Source organism: uncultured Streptococcus sp., assembly GCF_905372115.1.
Taxonomy (GTDB): domain Bacteria; phylum Bacillota; class Bacilli; order Lactobacillales; family Streptococcaceae; genus Streptococcus.
This window is the reverse complement of record NZ_CAJPNR010000008.1, coordinates 48,891-66,181: the sequence shown is the minus strand read 5'-3', so window position 1 is coordinate 66,181 and position 17,291 is coordinate 48,891. Positions and strand designations below refer to the sequence as shown.

19 protein-coding genes are annotated in these 17,291 nt (G+C 42.7%); 2 read left to right on the top strand and 17 right to left on the bottom strand.

The genetic code is table 11. The features are described 5' to 3' along the window. Positions 1-180: 180 nt before the first annotated feature. From ffh to QZ169_RS04085, 4 genes are all read right to left on the bottom strand, one after another. On the bottom strand, positions 181-1,755 hold the full coding sequence (gene ffh, locus QZ169_RS04100) for a signal recognition particle protein (protein ID WP_295505038.1): 1,575 nt from the start codon (positions 1,753-1,755) through the stop codon (positions 181-183). Between the two features lie 28 nt (positions 1,756-1,783). Next, positions 1,784-1,999, bottom strand: coding sequence for a 2-oxoglutarate:acceptor oxidoreductase (locus QZ169_RS04095; protein ID WP_295505037.1), 216 nt, complete (start codon positions 1,997-1,999; stop codon positions 1,784-1,786). Between the two features lie 2 nt (positions 2,000-2,001). Beyond that, positions 2,002-2,334 carry a putative DNA-binding protein gene (locus QZ169_RS04090; protein WP_125331069.1) on the bottom strand — a complete coding sequence of 111 codons (333 nt, stop codon included), beginning with the start codon at positions 2,332-2,334 and terminating at the stop codon, positions 2,002-2,004. A gap of 152 nt (positions 2,335-2,486) precedes the next feature. Next, on the bottom strand, positions 2,487-3,185 hold the full coding sequence (locus QZ169_RS04085) for a GntR family transcriptional regulator (protein WP_002909746.1): 699 nt from the start codon (positions 3,183-3,185) through the stop codon (positions 2,487-2,489). A gap of 238 nt (positions 3,186-3,423) precedes the next feature. On the opposite strand from QZ169_RS04085, the gene guaA reads away from it, so the two are divergent. Further along, complete coding sequence (guaA, locus tag QZ169_RS04080; RefSeq protein WP_295505036.1) at positions 3,424-4,986, top strand: glutamine-hydrolyzing GMP synthase; 1,563 nt, start codon at positions 3,424-3,426, stop codon at positions 4,984-4,986. A gap of 136 nt (positions 4,987-5,122) precedes the next feature. On the opposite strand, the gene QZ169_RS04075 is transcribed toward guaA, so the two are convergent. The 9 genes from QZ169_RS04075 to QZ169_RS04035 all read right to left on the bottom strand — a co-directional run bounded on the left by QZ169_RS04075 (position 5,123) and on the right by QZ169_RS04035 (position 13,335). After that, a complete protein-coding gene (locus QZ169_RS04075; RefSeq protein ID WP_002917222.1) occupies positions 5,123-6,103 on the bottom strand; it encodes a DUF1002 domain-containing protein in 981 nt (326 codons plus the stop codon). Positions 6,104-6,378: 275 nt separating this feature from the next. Then, positions 6,379-7,233 carry an alpha/beta hydrolase gene (locus QZ169_RS04070; protein WP_048773440.1) on the bottom strand — a complete coding sequence of 285 codons (855 nt, stop codon included), beginning with the start codon at positions 7,231-7,233 and terminating at the stop codon, positions 6,379-6,381. 114 nt (positions 7,234-7,347) lie between these two features. After that, complete coding sequence (locus tag QZ169_RS04065; RefSeq protein WP_002915229.1) at positions 7,348-7,950, bottom strand: lysozyme family protein; 603 nt, start codon at positions 7,948-7,950, stop codon at positions 7,348-7,350. Beyond that, a complete protein-coding gene (locus tag QZ169_RS04060) occupies positions 7,950-8,924 on the bottom strand; it encodes a nucleoid-associated protein (RefSeq protein WP_295505035.1) in 975 nt (324 codons plus the stop codon). Before QZ169_RS04060 ends, QZ169_RS04065 begins: the two co-directional genes overlap by 1 nt. 1 nt (position 8,925) lies before the next feature. Next, the gene (gene glyA, locus QZ169_RS04055) at positions 8,926-10,188 is read right to left on the bottom strand and encodes a serine hydroxymethyltransferase (RefSeq protein WP_295505034.1); all 1,263 of its coding nucleotides are present in this window, start codon (positions 10,186-10,188) and stop codon (positions 8,926-8,928) included. Between the two features lie 46 nt (positions 10,189-10,234). Continuing rightward, complete coding sequence (locus tag QZ169_RS04050) at positions 10,235-10,825, bottom strand: L-threonylcarbamoyladenylate synthase (RefSeq protein WP_295505033.1); 591 nt, start codon at positions 10,823-10,825, stop codon at positions 10,235-10,237. Then, entirely contained in the window at positions 10,818-11,648 is an 831-nt protein-coding gene (gene prmC, locus QZ169_RS04045; RefSeq protein ID WP_295505032.1) for a peptide chain release factor N(5)-glutamine methyltransferase, read from the bottom strand. The genes QZ169_RS04050 and prmC overlap by 8 nt, the downstream gene beginning before the upstream one ends. Then, on the bottom strand, positions 11,648-12,727 hold the full coding sequence (prfA, locus tag QZ169_RS04040) for a peptide chain release factor 1 (RefSeq protein WP_295505031.1): 1,080 nt from the start codon (positions 12,725-12,727) through the stop codon (positions 11,648-11,650). Before prfA ends, prmC begins: the two co-directional genes overlap by 1 nt. Before the next feature lie 35 nt (positions 12,728-12,762). After that, on the bottom strand, positions 12,763-13,335 hold the full coding sequence (locus tag QZ169_RS04035) for a thymidine kinase (protein ID WP_002897586.1): 573 nt from the start codon (positions 13,333-13,335) through the stop codon (positions 12,763-12,765). A 105-nt stretch (positions 13,336-13,440) separates the two neighbouring features. On the opposite strand from QZ169_RS04035, the gene QZ169_RS04030 reads away from it, so the two are divergent. Next, positions 13,441-13,641, top strand: coding sequence for a 4-oxalocrotonate tautomerase (locus tag QZ169_RS04030; RefSeq protein WP_260468138.1), 201 nt, complete (start codon positions 13,441-13,443; stop codon positions 13,639-13,641). Positions 13,642-13,688: 47 nt separating this feature from the next. Here the strand turns inward: QZ169_RS04030 and QZ169_RS04025 are convergent, their stop codons facing one another. From QZ169_RS04025 to QZ169_RS04010, 4 genes are read right to left on the bottom strand one after another with little or no spacing between them, the layout of a single operon-like run. Further along, positions 13,689-15,095, bottom strand: coding sequence for a glycoside hydrolase family 1 protein (locus tag QZ169_RS04025; RefSeq protein ID WP_295505030.1), 1,407 nt, complete (start codon positions 15,093-15,095; stop codon positions 13,689-13,691). Further along, positions 15,092-16,399, bottom strand: a complete 1,308-nt coding sequence (locus tag QZ169_RS04020) for a PTS sugar transporter subunit IIC (RefSeq protein WP_295505029.1) — start codon at positions 16,397-16,399, stop codon at positions 15,092-15,094. The genes QZ169_RS04025 and QZ169_RS04020 overlap by 4 nt, the downstream gene beginning before the upstream one ends. Positions 16,400-16,412: 13 nt before the next feature. Continuing rightward, the gene (locus tag QZ169_RS04015; protein WP_002909758.1) at positions 16,413-16,703 is read right to left on the bottom strand and encodes a PTS sugar transporter subunit IIB; all 291 of its coding nucleotides are present in this window, start codon (positions 16,701-16,703) and stop codon (positions 16,413-16,415) included. Continuing rightward, on the bottom strand, positions 16,700-17,032 hold the full coding sequence (locus tag QZ169_RS04010) for a PTS lactose/cellobiose transporter subunit IIA (RefSeq protein ID WP_002895529.1): 333 nt from the start codon (positions 17,030-17,032) through the stop codon (positions 16,700-16,702). Before QZ169_RS04010 ends, QZ169_RS04015 begins: the two co-directional genes overlap by 4 nt. Between the last annotated feature and the right edge of the window lie 259 nt (positions 17,033-17,291).

Sequence of the window (17,291 nt, the reverse complement as noted above, 5' to 3'; positions counted from 1 at the left end):
ATTTGAAATGAGCAATAGGATCATTCTCTAATTTTATTAATTTCTGTTTTACATACCCTGGAAGTGCTTTTTTATCAAAATGTAAATCACTCAATACATAAATATTAGGTTTTTCGTTCATAATAATCTCCTAAATTTATAAAACTAAATCCTAACTAAGTTAATAAAGAAATTCTTCTCCTACTTCCGCTTCTTCTTATTTTTCTTCATTTGCTTGGCCATCTTGTTCATGCTGCGGCGCATCAGAAACTCTCCGGCCTTACCCTTGAGGCCGCCGCCAAACATTTGGCTCATATCCGGCATGCCAGCTCCTCCTAAGCCTGACATATCTGGCATTCCGCCTTGGCCCATCATGCCTTCCAGAGCTGACATGTCGGGCATTCCTCCGCCACCAGGCATGTTCTTAGGCATATTGTTTGGATTGAGGCCCATTTGCTTCATCATCTTGCTCATATCGCCTGACAGAACGCCTTGCATCATCTGCTTAGCTTGATTGAAGTCTTTGATAAATTTATTAACATCGACGAAACTGTTACCCGAACCATTAGCAATCCGACGGCGGCGGCTAGGACTCAGCAAGTCAGGATTTTCCCGCTCAGCTGGTGTCATAGAGGATACGATGGCGCGCTTGCGAGCAATTTCTTTCTCATCCACTTTGATATTCTTGAGAGCAGGATTATTGGCCATACCTGGAATCAGCTTGAGCAAGTCTTCCATAGGTCCCATGCCTTGTACCTGATCCAGCTGATCAATGAAGTCATTGAAATCAAAGGTGTTTTCTCGCATCTTTTCAGCCATTTCAAGCGATTTTTTCTCATCGTATTCCTGAGAGGCTTTTTCGATCAGAGTCAGCATGTCCCCCATGCCCAAAATCCGGCTGGACATGCGGTCTGGATGGAAGGTTTCGATATCAGTGATTTTTTCACCGGTACCAGTAAATTTAATAGGCTTACCAGTAATCTGACGGACAGACAAGGCTGCACCACCACGGGTATCACCATCAATCTTAGTCAGGATAACCCCAGTCACTTCCAGTTGGCTGTTAAATTCGCGAGCAACATTAGCCGCTTCTTGACCAATCATGGCATCGACAACCAAGAGGATTTCATTCGGATTAGCCAGCGATTTGACATCAGATAGCTCCTGCATGAGCTTTTCGTCAATCTGAAGGCGCCCAGCCGTATCAATCAGGACATAATCGTTGTGGTTGGCTTTTGCTTGCTCCAAACCTTGACGGACAATCTCAACAGCTGGAACTTCCGTACCCAAAGCAAAAACTGGTACATCAATTTGCTGTCCAAGTGTTTTCAGCTGATCAATAGCCGCCGGACGGTAAATATCCGCCGCAATCATGAGCGGACGAGCATTTTCTTCTTTCTTGAGCTTATTAGCAAGCTTACCAGCAAAGGTGGTTTTACCAGCCCCTTGCAGACCAACCATCATGATAATAGTCGGAATCTTTGGTGACTTGATAATCTCAGCAGTATCAGAGCCCAGGATAGTTGTCAGTTCTTCGTCAACAATCTTGATAATCTGTTGCGCTGGATTGAGGGTATCGATAACCTCGTGACCGACAGCACGTTCACGGACTTTCTTGATAAAGTCTTTGACAACTGGCAGGGCAACATCAGCTTCTAAGAGGGCCAAACGAATCTCTTTGGTTGCTTCCTGAACATCGCTCTCCGAGATTTTTCCCTTTCTACGCAGATTTTTAAAGACGTTCTGCAAACGTTCCGTTAAACTTTCAAATGCCATTTTTGATTTCTCCTAGTTTCTATTTCAATCAATTCAGTGGAAATTTTCCAAAACGAGTTAAACAAGCAAATTCCTCGGCAGAGACTTCTTTCATAATCTCATTAGGGTAGCCCCAGCAGCTGAAACCTTCTTGCATTGCCTTAGAAAGATCGTCAGAGGAGATAAGTTGTACCCTAGTAGGTAAGGATTCTTCCGACTCCAACAACCAGCAAGACATTCCCTTGTAGATGACTTGTTTAGCCATGGTCACTCTCGGTTGTCAATACCAGACAGAATCCCGATCTGCTCCTGCAGATAGCTGTCTTCAGGGTATTTCTCTGTAATCTGGTCAAATATCTGACTTCTAACGATGTAGTCCGAGTACATGTGCAGCTTTTTCTCATAGTCCTCCAGAATCTTCTCCGTCCGCTTGATATTATCATAAACGGCTTGACGGCTAACACCAAACTCCTCAGCAATCTCAGCCAGACTGTAGTCGTCTGCATAGTAGAGCTCTATATAGTTCATCTGCTTGTCAGTCAAAAGCGCCGCATAAAACTCAAAGAGAGCATTCATTCGGTTTGTTTTTTCAATTTCCATAAGAAACATTATACCAGAAAAGCATGATAAACTCTAGTCTGACAAGGGAAATAAATACTCGAAATATGAGATTGCAAAACTTCAATCAGCTTTTTCTGCCGAGTAAAAGACAAGTTAAAAACTCTTAGTGATAACCAAGAGTTTTGCAATAATTAATTGTTTTCCAAATAAAATTCAAAACGATCGCCGACATACTGACTTTTTACGTATTCAAAAGCTGTTCCGTCGTCAAAGTAAGAAATCTGAGTCAGTCCTAAGATGGCATGGCCGCGAGGAATATCGAGGTAATTGGCGATTTTCTCCTTAGCCAGCCGGGCATAAATAGTCTGCTGAGACTTGCCGATTTTATAGCCATGTTCCTGCAAGGTCTGAAAGAAATGACTGGTCACCTCTTCTTTTTTGAAATTCTTAATGAACTTCTCTGGAATTGAAGCCACCTCGTAGACCACCGGCAAATCGTCAGCGTAGCGAACCCGCTCCATCCGAATGACATTTTCCGTCTTGTGGATGCCTAGTTTCTCCACTTCCTGCTCGCTCGGCAGGGTACGGCGATAAGAAATGAGCTGGCTGGATGGCGTTTTGCCTTGTGCCTTCATGATTTCCGTGAAGCTGGTTGTGCCGCGCATTTTCTCCTGAACGCGTGTGCTGGCTACGAAGGTACCACTCCCGACTCGACGCTCCAGCACTCCCTCCTCAACCAAGAGTGTGATGGCCTGACGCAGGGTCATACGGCTGACCTTAAAGGTTTCGGCTAGATCTCGCTCGCTGGGCAGGCGCTCCCCAATCTCCCAAACGGCATCGTCAATATCTTTCTTAATCTGATCATGAATTTTAATATATGCGGGTAACATGTCGGCTCTTCTTTCTTATTTGGTACCTTCCTTTATTTTAGTACCAAATACTTCAAATGTCAAACTAAATGATAAGTATTAGCTCTCAAGTGCTTGCTTTTATCACGATTCTAGCTGTTAAGCCAAATAAAGACTCATATTCGTTTTTTCATCACTCTTACTCCTTATTACCTTGGAAAAATTCCTTTTTTGTGATAAAATGAGGGGAAAAGATTACTTCTTTTAAGAAAGGGAACAGATGACAACTAGAACTGAATTGCAAGATGTCGAAAAGATCATCGTGCTTGATTACGGAAGCCAGTACAACCAGCTGATTTCACGCCGCATTCGTGAAATCGGTGTTTTTTCTGAGCTTAAGAGCCACAAGATTACCGCTGACGAAGTCCGTGCTATCCAGCCTGTCGGGATTATCCTTTCCGGCGGTCCGAATTCTGTATATGAAGACGGCTCTTTTGATATTGACCCGGAAATCTTTGAGTTGGGAATCCCGATTTTGGGGATCTGCTATGGTATGCAGCTGTTGACTCACAAGCTGGGGGGCAAGGTTGTCCCTGCTGGTCATGCTGGAAATCGTGAATATGGTCAGTCAACTCTGTCACATACTGCTAACTCCAGCCTTTTTAACGGAACACCTGAAAGCCAGCTAGTTCTTATGAGCCACGGAGATGCGGTAACAGAGATACCTGCTGACTTTGTTCGTACTGGTACTTCTGCTGACTGTCCTTTTGCAGCCATTGAAAATCCAACAAAGAAAATCTACGGCATTCAGTTCCACCCTGAGGTTCGTCATTCAGAATTTGGCTATGATATCCTGCGCAACTTTGCTCTGAATATTTGTGGAGCCAAAGGCGACTGGTCTATGGATAACTTCATTGACATGGAAATTCAAAAAATCCGCCAAACCGTTGGTGACAAGAAGGTGCTGTTGGGACTTTCTGGTGGTGTAGACTCTTCTGTCGTCGGTGTTCTCTTGCAGAAAGCAATCGGTGATCAACTAATCTGTATCTTTGTAGATCATGGTCTTTTGCGTAAAGGCGAAGCTGATCAGGTCATGGATATGCTTGGCGGCAAATTTGGTTTGAATATCGTCAAGGCTGACGCAGCTAAACGTTTCCTTGATAAACTAGCCGGTGTTTCAGATCCAGAGCAAAAACGTAAAATCATCGGAAACGAGTTTGTCTATGTCTTTGACGACGAAGCCAGCAAACTGAAAGATGTGAAATTCTTGGCTCAAGGGACTCTCTATACAGACGTTATCGAGTCCGGAACTGATACCGCTCAGACTATCAAGTCTCACCATAACGTTGGTGGTCTGCCGGAAGACATGCGGTTTGAGCTGATTGAGCCACTGAACACGCTCTACAAGGATGAAGTGCGTGCTTTGGGTACCGAGCTTGGTATGCCTGATGAAATTGTCTGGCGCCAGCCATTCCCAGGACCAGGACTTGCTATTCGTGTCATGGGAGAAATCACTGAGGAGAAATTAGAAACTGTCCGCGAATCTGATGCTATTCTCCGCGAAGAAATCGCCAAAGCTGGTCTTGACCGCGACATCTGGCAGTACTTTACTGTTAATACTGGAGTCCGATCTGTTGGTGTCATGGGCGACGGCCGGACTTACGACTACACAATTGCGATTCGCGCTATCACTTCTATTGATGGTATGACAGCTGACTTCGCCAAGATTCCTTGGGATGTTCTGCAAAAAATCTCTGTTCGTATCGTCAACGAAGTAGACCATGTCAACCGCATTGTCTACGATATCACCAGCAAACCACCTGCAACTGTAGAGTGGGAATAATAAATAAATCTAATTTGAAATATTAAAAGTAAAAATCCTCCACTAGAACGCTTCTGATGGAGGATTTAACATATTAAGAAATAACAAACAAGGCTAGAACTCAAATGTCCTAGCCTTGTTTTACATAGTCTTGGAATTAACCGCCAAACAATCCTTTAAAGAAGTTGACAATGGCATTCCAGATATTAGAAAAGAAATTACCACCTTCTTGAAGGAGCCCATTTGCATCAAAGTTAAGGTTAATATTGTTAAAGGTATCCCCTGCCTTTGAAACAATGCTGTCTTTCAAGTCACTAAGTGTCTTTGTAAAGTCAGAATCCGTAATGACTCCACTGTTTGAAAGATTGATAGCAAAATTCACGATGAGGTTGATTTGGTCACTGGTCACTGACTGAGTCAGTCCATAGTTTTTCAAGGTTTCTTCAACAATCTTACGGACATCATCTGCTGTCAGATTGCTGTTGTTCTTCTTAGCATTGGCGATAGCCGCTTTGATATCAGCCAGAGCTACGTTAAGCTTGTCTGCGTCATAGCCTTCCTTACCTGTGTTTTCAGCATTGATGCCAGAAAGGGCAGCCAGTTCTTCCTGCGCTAGGTTTTTATTTTCCTGAGGAATGGTCGCACCGTTATCTTCCAGAGAGTAGTAAATCCCTGCCAAGGCGCTCTCACCTGTTACCGGAATCGGTGCTGCAACGGTAATCTGCGCATGCTGAACACCTAGAGTAACAGCCGCATTGCGATACATATCTTCAGTAACCTTGGTGATGTTTTGCGGAGTGACAATTTTGACCTCTAATGGCTTATTGCCGCCTAACTTCTGGATTTTCACAGAAGAATAAAGCTGCAGGCTAGGGTCGTTGGCAACATCCATGATTTTAGAGTAGACTTCCGGTGTCATGGTCTTAAGTGGCTTGCTGTCGCTGGATGAATTGTAGCCCAACATCTGCAAGGTCTGCTGTTTTTGGCTCTCATCTAAGGAGTAACCCAGGACATACTCAGGCTGCACGTAAGTCTCATCAATGACTTTCTGAACATTTGAATCGGCAGCTGCGGTTGATACAGTAAACAGAGTAGCCAGCAAGGCTCCTGCTGTCATTAAAGTTTTTTTGAATTTCATATTTTTTCCTCTTTTCCTCCCGCTATAGTTTCCCAAATTCTATAGCTTTTTTATAGAGCAAACTTCTTTCTGAGTGCCTCGAATTTCTGTTTCTTGAGCTGGTGATTTCTGCTCCTTTTGATGTTCAGAGCGCTTCAGGTAAGTTGCTGCAATGATGGAGTTATTATTATCTCATCCATTGAGGGCTTGAGATAATAGATACATTTTACAACATTTCTCAAAGAAGTTCAAAGAAAAAACAGTCACTGGATTTGCTTGCCAGTAACTGCTCTTTCCTACTTTTTCCAAAGGAAGTCAATCAGTAATTCGTCTACTTCTGGATTCTCATGCAATTGGCTGTGCTGAGCCAACTGACCTGTGATTTTCTTTTCCTGGTAAGATTTGGCATTTTCAACCATGAGATATTTGAGGCTGCGAGAAGAAATATTGAGGACAGAACCGTCGGATTCGTTTTTAAAATCACCGTAAATGTTCAGAACATCTACTTGTTCTTGCGGGTAAACTTCTCGTAATCCCAGTAGTTTTTGATAAGTCTGGCTCATAGCACTAGGCTGGCCAGTTTGGTCGTCTAGAATTGTCAAATCTTCAGGCAAGTCCCTTCCTTCCAGACCATTAACATGGTTGGCAATATTGACCTGCTTTTGCAACTGAGGAAGATTTTCATCCTGACCGTTCTCTAGCATATAAAAGAGGATGGACATATTCCCCATCGAATGGCCTACCAGATTCATCTTATTAAAGCCATAAGTCTCTTGTAGCTTACGAATCACAGCAGCTGCATACTTACCATCTTGAGCATAGTCGGCATTGCGGTTATCTTCGTAGTTTACCTTAATAATGGGATTGATAGCACCTTTCGGTATCTCGCCTAATAAGCTTACTTGACCGTTTTTACTGACATTTGCTGTGATAATTGTCTGAGTGACTCCAGCTTTTTTGGCTGCCTCTGTCATATGATTTTCAGCATTAGAGCTGGATCCAAAACCGTGGAAAAACAAGGTCGGCGTTGTTGACTGCACAAATTGTTTTGTATTGAGGCTAGTGGCTTCTTTATGGTTGTAAAAAGCTGTTAGACCGGCAATTGTCACCAAAACCAGAATGAGGAGCTTAAAAGCAAGTTTCTTGTTCATTTTTCATTCCTTTTTATGATAGATGTACAAAATTATATCATGTATCTATCATGGTTACAAATATCTGGATTATTACTTCACCATCAAAAAAGAAAGAAGCTAAACTACTTCTTTCTAAAACCATTTTAAGAGGCGCATGATATGCATGTTCATCTTGACCTGACGGGAATAATAATAATTACCGCCGTTGATATAGAGTTCTGGCCCGTGAAAAATTGAAATCAGGTTATAGTAGCCGTAGGTCTTGCCAGTTACATTGCCTAAGCTTGGCGCTACTACATCTTTGGAATATTTCTTGGCCAGCTCTAGCGTATTTTCACCACCGTTTTTAGCGACGTAGTCGATATAGGCCTGACCGAAATTATAGGCTTGTACTGCTGTCCAAACATCCACCTTTTTCTCGCTGGCTAACTCTAGGTTATCAGATAAGGTCTGAACTCCCTGGCGAATACTTTCTTTGTTGTCCGTGATGGCATTGGTCTGACCAGTTGCGCTTTCACTGGACTGCATGACATCAGTATCTTTCCCCTTGGTTTCTGTATAAATCATGGCAAGTACCAATTCTTCATTGGCCGCTGTGTCCTGCTCGTCCAGCACTTCTCTGACCAAAGTCTGGTACTTCATGACCTGCTTGACATCATGATGAACCTGATAAATCTTGTAGCCGGCAAAGAGCACGAAAAGGACTAGAATCAGTCTTCTTAGAAATTTAAACATTATTTATTTTGGATATCCTCGATGTTCTTAATCAAAATAGAATAGGTCCCGTTATCGTTCTGGATAAATTCTACCGACTCTGCATCCTGATAGATATTATTGGGAACGATGAGCTCAATTCCATTTGAAAGGGAGAGTTTCTGATTTTCGAACTTTTTCTTCTGGCGGCTGCTGTCAATCTCGTCAAACTTGACTGGCTCAGGAATAGCTTCCTTGACTTGGTCGATAAAAGTAAGTCGGGCAGTCAGATTACTGTCAAAAAGATCATCGGCCAACTTCTCAGGCGACAGTTCGTCATTTTCTTCCAGATTTTTGAAAATACTGGATTTGACCTTGGACTGGAACTGAAAATCGTCTTTGTTAAAGCTTTCGGCAACCTTTTGAGCAGTCTTCTCAAGTGCTTTGATTGATTTCTTAGCTGAGATTGTCGGATTGACCTGCAAGAGATTATCTGACATATAATTGAGAAAGGCACCGTTATACTTGATGCGCTTTTCAATCAGATGGTACTTGCGAGATTTGAGATTGATGACCAAAGCCTCGTCCGCACCTGTACCAAAGCCAGGCAGATTGTTCTGCGTCAGTTTGATAGGGTTGTCCACCTCACCACCCAAGTGGGTCAGGGTTTCCCGCAGAGCAATCCGCAGAAAAGCGAAGTGCTCCACACCTTCTTTGTCAAACTGGACAAAAATCAGATCGTTGGTTTTCTGGTTTTCACTGACAGAAAACTCCTCCTGCCAGAGCTTAGCCACTGTCACTGATGTTTCCAGTAAGTCGTCTGAAAGATTGGCTAAAAAGACGTTTTCAGGATCGAAAACACCTGTCTTAGCATCGTCAGAATAGACTCGCTCGATTTTCTTACGTAGATATTCTTCAATCTTGGGAGTGATGTTGAGAAATTTATCCGCTAGCAGCAGTTCGGTATCAGCTGGGCTGAATTGATGAATAATCGCTTTTTTTACGTAAATATCCATCTTAGTTCAAGCCCTCATAGAGTGGAAAAGCGTCCGTCAATTCGCGAACTTCTGCCCGCACCTGATTTAGCACCGCTTCGTTTTCAGCGTTTTCCAGAGCCTTGATAATAAGCTCTGCTACCTTGATACTTTCTGTTACACCAAAGCCTCGAGCTGCAATAGCTGCTGTGCCGATACGAATGCCGCTAGTCTTAAATGGTGACAGAGTCTCGTAAGGGATGGAGTTTTTATTAAGCGTGATATTAACCTCATCCAAGAGATTTTGCGCTACTTTCCCATTTTCTACAACCTTAGTGACATCAACCAAGAAAAGATGATTTTCAGTACCATCAGAAATCACACGGAACTTGTCATGCTGACGGAAGACTTGAGCCATAGCTTGGGCATTGTCCAAAATCTGCTGAGCATAAACCTTGAAAGCTGGATCCAGTACTTCTTTAAAGGCAACAGCTTTAGCTGCAATGACATGTTCCAGTGGTCCGCCTTGAATGCCTGGGAAGATAGCTGAGTTAATTTTCTTAGCCAATTCTTCATCATTTGTCAAGATCAAGCCGCCGCGAGGGCCACGCAAGGTCTTGTGGGTAGTCGTGGTTGTAATATCCGCATAAGGCACAGGGCTAGGATGGAGGCCAGCAGCAACCAAACCAGCGATGTGAGCCATATCTACCATAAGCTTGGCACCCACTGCATCAGCGATTTCACGGAATTTTGAAAAGTCGATGATGTGAGAATAGGCCGAAGCCCCTGCCACAATCAGCTTAGGCTGTACTTCCTTGGCTTGCTGGAGGATGGCATCAAAGTCCAGTAATTCTGTTTCTGAATCAACGCTATAGGATACAAAATTATAGGTTTGACCAGAGAAGCTGACTGATGCACCATGAGTCAAGTGGCCGCCCGCAGACAAGTCCATGCCCATAACTGTATCGCCTGGCTCAATCAAAGCCATATAAGCAGCACAATTTGCCTGGCTGCCTGAGTGAGGTTGCACATTGGCAAACTTGGCACCAAAAATTTCCTTGGCACGCTCAATCGCTAGACTCTCAATCACATCCACTACATCTGTCCCACCATAGTAACGGCGTCCTGGATAACCTTCGGCATATTTATTGGTCAAAATAGAACCTTGAGCGGCCATGACAGCTTTAGAAACGACATTTTCTGAAGCAATCAGCTCAATATTATGCTGCTGACGTTCTTCTTCTTTAGCAACTGCTTCCCAAATCTCTGGGTCAAATGCTTTGTAGTCTTCTTGGTCAAAAATCATAAGGTGTCTCCCTTCTTTTGCGAAAATAGGACCTTAGGTCCTAAAGTTAAAATTTTATATCATTTACTTGGGCGAGAATATCCTCGCGAGTAATCGCTCCCTGGCGTAGAATAAGTGCCTTTTCTCCAGACAAGTCTAGAATAGTTGAATCCTGACCTGTCAAGGATGCGTCATCTTCTACCCCCGAGACTTCCTCTTGAAAATCCATCATAATCTGCTGGAAAGAAGTTCCACTAGCTTTTCCAGAAAGATTGGCGGATGGACCAATCAAGGGACCATACTTACGAATCAAGTCCAGCGTAACTGGATGCTTAGGAATCCGAAAACCCACGGTTTCCATACCTGAGTTTATCCAAACAGGCACTCGGTCATTGGCCTGGAGGATAATAGTTAGTGGCCCAGGCAGAAAGGCCTGATAGAGCTGCTCTAGGTAGCTGGGCTGGTTCTTAGAAAAAACATAAATCTCTTCCAAGCTAGCAACATTGAGATTGAGAGCCTTGTCACGAGGTCTTCGTTTTAATTCATAAACTCGTTCAACCGCTTCTTGATTCAAAGCCTGGGCAAAGAGGCCATAAACTGTTTCTGTCGGCAGGACAACTGCTCCGCCTGCTGCCAGAGTCTTCTCTATCTTATCCATTGTCCATCGCCACCATTCTATCTTTGCCAAATTGATCTTTCAAGACTCGGACTCGTTTTTGGGGAAAAGATTTTTTCAATAACTCCCTGACACCGTCTCCTTGCTTGTAACCAATTTCCAGATAGATTTTTCCTTTTTTTGTCAGATAGTCTCCTGCCTGCTCGGCTATTTTCCGATAGACGGCATAGCCATCCTCCTCAGCAAAGAGGGCTATGTGAGGCTCTGAGGTCAGAACATTAAGTCCAACTTCGTCTTTATCTGCTTCTGAAATATAGGGCGGGTTGGAGACGATAATGTCAAATTTTCCTTGAATTGCATCCAAGCAATCAGATTGGAGAAAAGTGAGGCTGAATCCACAGGACTGAGCGTTTTCTGCTGCCAAAGCAAGAGCATCTTCCGAAAGGTCAGAAGCAGTAATCTGCCAGTCTGGACAGCTGTTTGCCAGTGCAAGAGCAATGGCTCCGCTACCCGTTCCGATATCTAAGACAGATAGAGAACTTTCGGGATTTTCTGACAAAATCAGCTCCACTAGCTCCTCCGTCTCAGGCCTAGGAATTAGAACCCGCTCATCAACCTTGAGAGTCAGGCTGTGAAAGTCACTGCTGCCAATGATATACTGGGCCGGTTTGTGAGCAAGCAGCTGCTCTTGAATCGCTTTTAGTTGGTCACATTCTTTCTGACTTACTTCTGTCCGAAGTTTGAGAACAAAGTCGGTAAAGGAGAGCTCATTGAGAGCTCTATAAACGAAAGACAGGCTTTCTGCTTCTTCTCCCGCTGCTACCAGCTCCTGCTCTAGCTCCGCCAAATATTGAGCTAGTATCATTATTTATTCAGCTCTTCTAGTTTTTGCGTTTGGTCATAGAGAACCAGAGCGTCAACGACTTCATCCAGTTTGCCAGCTAAAATCGTGTCCAGCTTTTGCAAGGTCAAGCCGATACGGTGGTCTGTCACCCGGTTTTGCGGGAAATTATAGGTGCGAATCCTCTCTGAGCGATCGCCTGTACCAATTGTGGACTTGCGCTCTGCATCCTGCTCATCTTGAGCAATTTGAGCAAAGTGGTCTGCTACACGAGCTCGGATGATTTTCATAGCCTTATCCCGGTTCTTCTGCTGGGTCCGTTCTTCCTGCATTTCGACCTTGATATTGGTTGGTAGATGGACAATACGAACCGCAGTCGCAACCTTATTGACGTTCTGACCGCCGGCACCTGAAGCGTGGTAGATGTCCACCCGCAGATCTTTAGGATCAATGTCGTATTCTACTTCTTCAATTTCTGGCATCACCAAGACAGTTGCTGTGGAAGTGTGAACACGACCTTGGCTTTCTGTTACAGGAACCCGCTGTACACGATGAGCACCCGATTCATACTTAAGCTTTGAGTAGACCGACTGGCCCGAGACCATAGCGACCACTTCCTTGATCCCACCTACACCATTGTAAGAGGCTTCCATGACTTCAAAGCGCCAGCCCTGGCTCTCAGCATATTTTTGATACATCTGCAAGAGGTCTCCTGCGAACAACTGCGCTTCGTCTCCTCCTGCAGCACCGCGGATTTCCAAAATGATGTTCTTATCATCGTTTGGATCTTTTGGAAGGAGAAGGATCTTCAGCTTTTCCTCGTATTCTTCTTTTTCAGCCTTGGCATCCTTGAGCTCCTGCTTGGCCATTTCCTCCAAGTCCGCGTCACCAGAGGCGTCTCTAATCATCTCTTCAGCGTCAGTGATGTTTTGTAAGACTTTCTTATACTCTCGATAAGCCGTCACTGTATCGCGAGTGCTGGCTTCTTCCTTAGAAAGCTCCATAAAGCGCTTGGTATCGCTGACCACATCAGGGTCACTGAGAAGTTCACCAAGCTCTTCGTAGCGATCTTCCACCGCTTGTAACTGTTCATAGATGTTCATATATTTTTCATCATCTCCTTTTTTCTATCGTTGGATTACTTAATGTCGGGGTTAAAATAATGCTTGCGGCAGACAGAGATATAAGTCTCGTGGCCGCCAATTTTAATCTGCTCTCCGTCATAAACCGGCTTTCCGTTATCAGTCCGTAAAACCATGGTAGCCTTACGAGAGCAATATTGGCAAATAGTTTTAATCTCCTCAATCTTGTCAGCCAAGAGCAAAAGGTGCTTGGAGCCTTCAAAAAGTTCATTGCGAAAATCATTTTTCAGACCAAAAGCCATAACCGGAACATCCAGCTCATCCACCACTCTAGCCAAATCATAGACATGATGGCGTTTCAAGAACTGAGCCTCATCAATCAAAACGCAATAAGGCTTTTCAGGCAGCTGCTGGATATAGCCAAAAATATCCGTCTGGTCTTCAATAGCTATGGCATTTCGTTTCATGCCGATACGACTAGAAACGACACCAAAGCCGTCGCGGGTGTCAACAGCCGAGGTCATGATAACCACGCTCTTGCCTTGTTCTTCATAATTGTGGGCGACTTTTAAAATCTCAATGGTCTTGCCCGAATTCATCGTGCCATATTTGTAGTATAACTGAGCCATAATTTAAATCTTTGCTAATTCACTATCTCCATTTTTACTTCACATTATTTTACCATAATTCACTACTCTTTAAAACCTCATTTATGATAAAATAATGATAAAGAAATAAAGGAGGCAGAAAATATGCCATTTGTTAGAATTGATTTATTTGAAGGTCGTACTCTGGAGCAGAAAAAAGCTCTCGCCAAGGAAGTAACTGAAGCTGTTATCAGAAATACAGGCGCACCTCAGTCTGCTGTCCATGTCATCATTAACGACATGCCAGAAGGCACCTACTTCCCACAAGGTCAAATGCGAGAAAAATAAAAAAGAAAAGTCAGCAGTTTATATCCCTATAAACTGCTGACTTTTTTCTATGAATAGGTTCTACTGTTTTCTCTTTTGCTCTCAAATTCTTTAATTAATTTTTGATACCAGTAAAAACTATCTTTTCGAATCCGCTCTAGACTACCACCTTCTTCCTCATCACGGTCTACATAAACAAATCCATAACGCTTGCCATAGCCGTTGAGCCATGAAAGTAAATCTGTGAAAGACCACGTACAATAGCCGATGACTTGGCAACCATCTTCTATGGCGTTTTGTACAGCTGTAATATGCTTATCAAGATATTCAATCCGATATGGGTCATGTATCTTTCTATCTTCCGTTAAGGTATCATACTCTCCTAGCCCATTTTCAGTTATCATAATCGGGATGTCATATCTACTGGTAATCCGCCGTAAAGCAATTCGCAAACCAATTGGATCTATTTCCCACTCCCAGCTAGTACGCTCTAAGTGTTCATTTGGCACATGCTTAAACTGGTCCGGCTCACCAGCTTCAGCATTCGGAACATTAGCAGCAAAAGTATGAGATTGGTAATAGTTGACACCAACGAAATCTGGACGGCCTGCTTTTAAAATATCTAAATCTCCTTCTCGGATATCTAATTCTATACCGAATTGATTTTTCAAATAAGCTAAGGCTGTCTTTGGATAACGTCCCAATAGATAAGCATCCATCCAGTACCAAACATTAACATCCAAAGATTTCTCCATGGCTAGAACATTTTCTGGCTGATTATCCAGAGCATAGAGGACAGGAAAAGCAAAGCTTGGACCGATTTGACCTTTTATTTTTAAATCATGGAATCGTTTGATAATCGTCGCATTAGCCAAGTTGACAATGTGATTGACTTGATGCATTCGCTTGATGTCTTTAATCCCTGGTGGGAAATAGCCATCTCTGTAGCCGAGTCCAACAAAGACATTTTGCTCGTTAAGTCCTATCCAATACTTTACTCGATCTCCAAAGTTTTCAAAGAGAACCTCTACATAATACAGGAAATCATTGATTATCTTTCTGGATTCCCAGCCTCCATACTCATCTTGCAGTACTTGAGGCAAATCCCAGTGATAGATCGTGATAATGGGTTCGATATTATATTTGAGAAGTTCATCAATCAGATTTGAATAAAACTCAATACCTTTCTGGTTAACCTCTCCTCGTCCCTCAGGTAAAATACGGGTCCAGGCAATAGAAAATCGATAAGCTTTCAGACCCATTTCGGCCATCAGTTTAACATCTTCTTTGTAGCGATGATAATGATCCACTGCCACATCGCCTGTAGTGTTTTTAAAGGTCCTATTAGGCTGGCGGACAAAGGTGTCCCAGATAGACAGACTCTTACCATCTTCATCCCAAGCTCCTTCAACTTGATAGGCTGCTGAAGCCGATCCCCAGAGAAAGTCTCTAGAAAATTTTGTTACATCAATCAAGCTGCTGCACCTCCTTTGGCTTCTATTGCTTCCGCTTCAGCTTCTTGCTTAACCAATTGCTCTTCGTATTTTTTGAAGAATGGATAGTAGATTAACATAGCTGGTAAAATCAAGATATAGTCCCAAACAAAGTTTTGCCAACGAAGGGTGGTCAGATAGTTACTAAAGCCCATTGGCAACTGAGCGCTGACAACAATCCAAGCTGGAATGATAAAGCCTGTTTTGTAAGCAAAATAAGTCAAAATCATCATAATAGGCACATTGAGTACATAAGGGATACAAAGAATTGGGTTGAACATAATTGGCATACCAAATGTTACTGGCTCGTTGATACCAAACCACCCAGGAATGAGTGAAATCTTTGATACGGCACTGATTTGTTTAGATTTTGATCGTAAGCCCATCAGGACCAGGGCCCATGTATTTCCTGTACCACCAACTAAGGCCATAGAAGTATAAAGCAAGACTGGGAAGAATTGCATTGGCTGACCGTTCGCATGAAGAGCAGCATTGGTTGTTGCCGCTTGAATCCCAAGCGGAGAAATGATTGGAATAATGATGAGGGTACCATGAATACCGAAGCACCAAAGAATCAGCGCTAACATACAAAGCATCACAATCCCTGGAACAGATGATACAGCGCCAAGCGGTGCACGCAAGAGAGCCATAAAACCAGACGGAACATTATAAGCTCCTGCTGTCAAGGCTCCAATTCCAACATTCAGCAAGAGGAAGAGAGTGATGGAGAAGAATACCGGCAGAATAGAGCCGAAACTATCTTGCAGGAACTGCGGCACAACATCTGGCATCTTTATTTTAATATCTTTTTCATAACAGAATTTTTCAATCTGTACGACGACAAAGACAATAAAGAAGCTGATAAACATACCTTGTGAGCCAAGGTAGTCTAATTGCAGGCCGGAGAAGTCTTCAGTATCAACAAAAGCTCCTGCCACAAGCATGAAAGTAACTGCTGTATCAACAGCTGCCATAATAGGGGATTTCAATTTCAAATTCTTAGCATAATGATAAGCAAAGAAGATAGCAACCCAGATAGAAATAAAATCCATTGAATAACGGAAAGGCAAGGTCAATGTATTATACACTGCATCCCCTGTTTTGAACCAACCTAGAGCAGTTTCATTTCCAATTGCAGCTAAGACTTGAAATAAGGAACCTACGGTAATCAATCCCAAGAGAGAGCCCAATCCAGCTTGTAAAGACTGTATAAACACATTGTTGGCCAGTTTATAACCAATTTCCTGAAGTTTGGTCATGAATTTACTGTTAAAGAATTTTTCCATCAGAAAAACCTCCTTAAGATATTGCTTTAATTAATTGAAAGATATTCTTACAATCTCCCATTGCATAATCCATAGCTGGAATGGTGGCAACAGGTTTTGAAACTGTCTCTTTGACAGAATCAAGTTTATAAGAAACCTGAGGACCTAATAAAATTACGTCATAGTCCTGAGCATAATCTTGATAGTCCATCAATCCGACCGCTTTTATATCGAGGTCAATACCTTGGTCATTTGCATATTGCTCCATTTTTTTCATCAGGATGCTCGTGGACATTCCGGCTGCACATATTAATAAGATTTTCATTGTCTTTCTCCTTCTCGATTGGAATACAGCTCAATCATCTCGGTGATAAGGTCAATGGCCAAGAGACTCGTCATAAAATGATCTTGTGCATGAACAAGCAGTATACTCAACTGATGACCGTTTCCTTGTGCTTCTTCCTGCAATAAATCTGTTTGGGAATGATGGGCCTTTAAAATTACACTATTTGCCTCATCCATTAATTCCTTAGCTGCATCAAATTCTGCTAGTTTTGCTTTTTTAAGTGCTTCAAAAGCTAAGGATCGGGCTGCACCAGAATTGGCAATTAAGGACATGGCAATAATCTCCGCTGAACTATTCCATTCTTCCATACAAATACCTCCTTTCAATTTGACTTCTTACCCACAGTTTACTATAGGTCTATCTGGGTGTCAAAAGCGTTTATATTTTCTTAATATACAGTTTTCTAGCTTAGTGTATCCATTTTCAAATGCCATTCATACTCAATTTATTATAAAAAATTTAAAGCAATAGTTTCTTACGTGCTTTACCTCTGGTACTCTGTTATTTTTAAATAGTTCCTTTAATATATTTTAGAACCTATCGTAAAATTAGTGTATAAAAATTAAT

Bases quoted from the DNA above. Each gene is read 5' to 3' on its own strand.
- ffh (WP_295505038.1), bottom strand. From the start codon at position 1,755: ATGGCATTTGAAAGTTTAACGGAACGTTTGCAGAACGTCTTTAAAAAT.
- QZ169_RS04095 (WP_295505037.1), bottom strand. From the start codon at position 1,999: ATGGCTAAACAAGTCATCTACAAGGGAATGTCTTGCTGGTTGTTGGAG.
- QZ169_RS04090 (WP_125331069.1), bottom strand. From the start codon at position 2,334: ATGGAAATTGAAAAAACAAACCGAATGAATGCTCTCTTTGAGTTTTAT.
- QZ169_RS04085 (WP_002909746.1), bottom strand. From the start codon at position 3,185: ATGTTACCCGCATATATTAAAATTCATGATCAGATTAAGAAAGATATT.
- guaA (WP_295505036.1), top strand. From the start codon at position 3,424: ATGACAACTAGAACTGAATTGCAAGATGTCGAAAAGATCATCGTGCTT.
- QZ169_RS04075 (WP_002917222.1), bottom strand. From the start codon at position 6,103: ATGAAATTCAAAAAAACTTTAATGACAGCAGGAGCCTTGCTGGCTACT.
- QZ169_RS04070 (WP_048773440.1), bottom strand. From the start codon at position 7,233: ATGAACAAGAAACTTGCTTTTAAGCTCCTCATTCTGGTTTTGGTGACA.
- QZ169_RS04065 (WP_002915229.1), bottom strand. From the start codon at position 7,950: ATGTTTAAATTTCTAAGAAGACTGATTCTAGTCCTTTTCGTGCTCTTT.
- QZ169_RS04060 (WP_295505035.1), bottom strand. From the start codon at position 8,924: ATGGATATTTACGTAAAAAAAGCGATTATTCATCAATTCAGCCCAGCT.
- glyA (WP_295505034.1), bottom strand. From the start codon at position 10,188: ATGATTTTTGACCAAGAAGACTACAAAGCATTTGACCCAGAGATTTGG.
- QZ169_RS04050 (WP_295505033.1), bottom strand. From the start codon at position 10,825: ATGGATAAGATAGAGAAGACTCTGGCAGCAGGCGGAGCAGTTGTCCTG.
- prmC (WP_295505032.1), bottom strand. From the start codon at position 11,648: ATGATACTAGCTCAATATTTGGCGGAGCTAGAGCAGGAGCTGGTAGCA.
- prfA (WP_295505031.1), bottom strand. From the start codon at position 12,727: ATGAACATCTATGAACAGTTACAAGCGGTGGAAGATCGCTACGAAGAG.
- QZ169_RS04035 (WP_002897586.1), bottom strand. From the start codon at position 13,335: ATGGCTCAGTTATACTACAAATATGGCACGATGAATTCGGGCAAGACC.
- QZ169_RS04020 (WP_295505029.1), bottom strand. From the start codon at position 16,399: ATGGAAAAATTCTTTAACAGTAAATTCATGACCAAACTTCAGGAAATT.
- QZ169_RS04015 (WP_002909758.1), bottom strand. From the start codon at position 16,703: ATGAAAATCTTATTAATATGTGCAGCCGGAATGTCCACGAGCATCCTG.
- QZ169_RS04010 (WP_002895529.1), bottom strand. From the start codon at position 17,032: ATGGAAGAATGGAATAGTTCAGCGGAGATTATTGCCATGTCCTTAATT.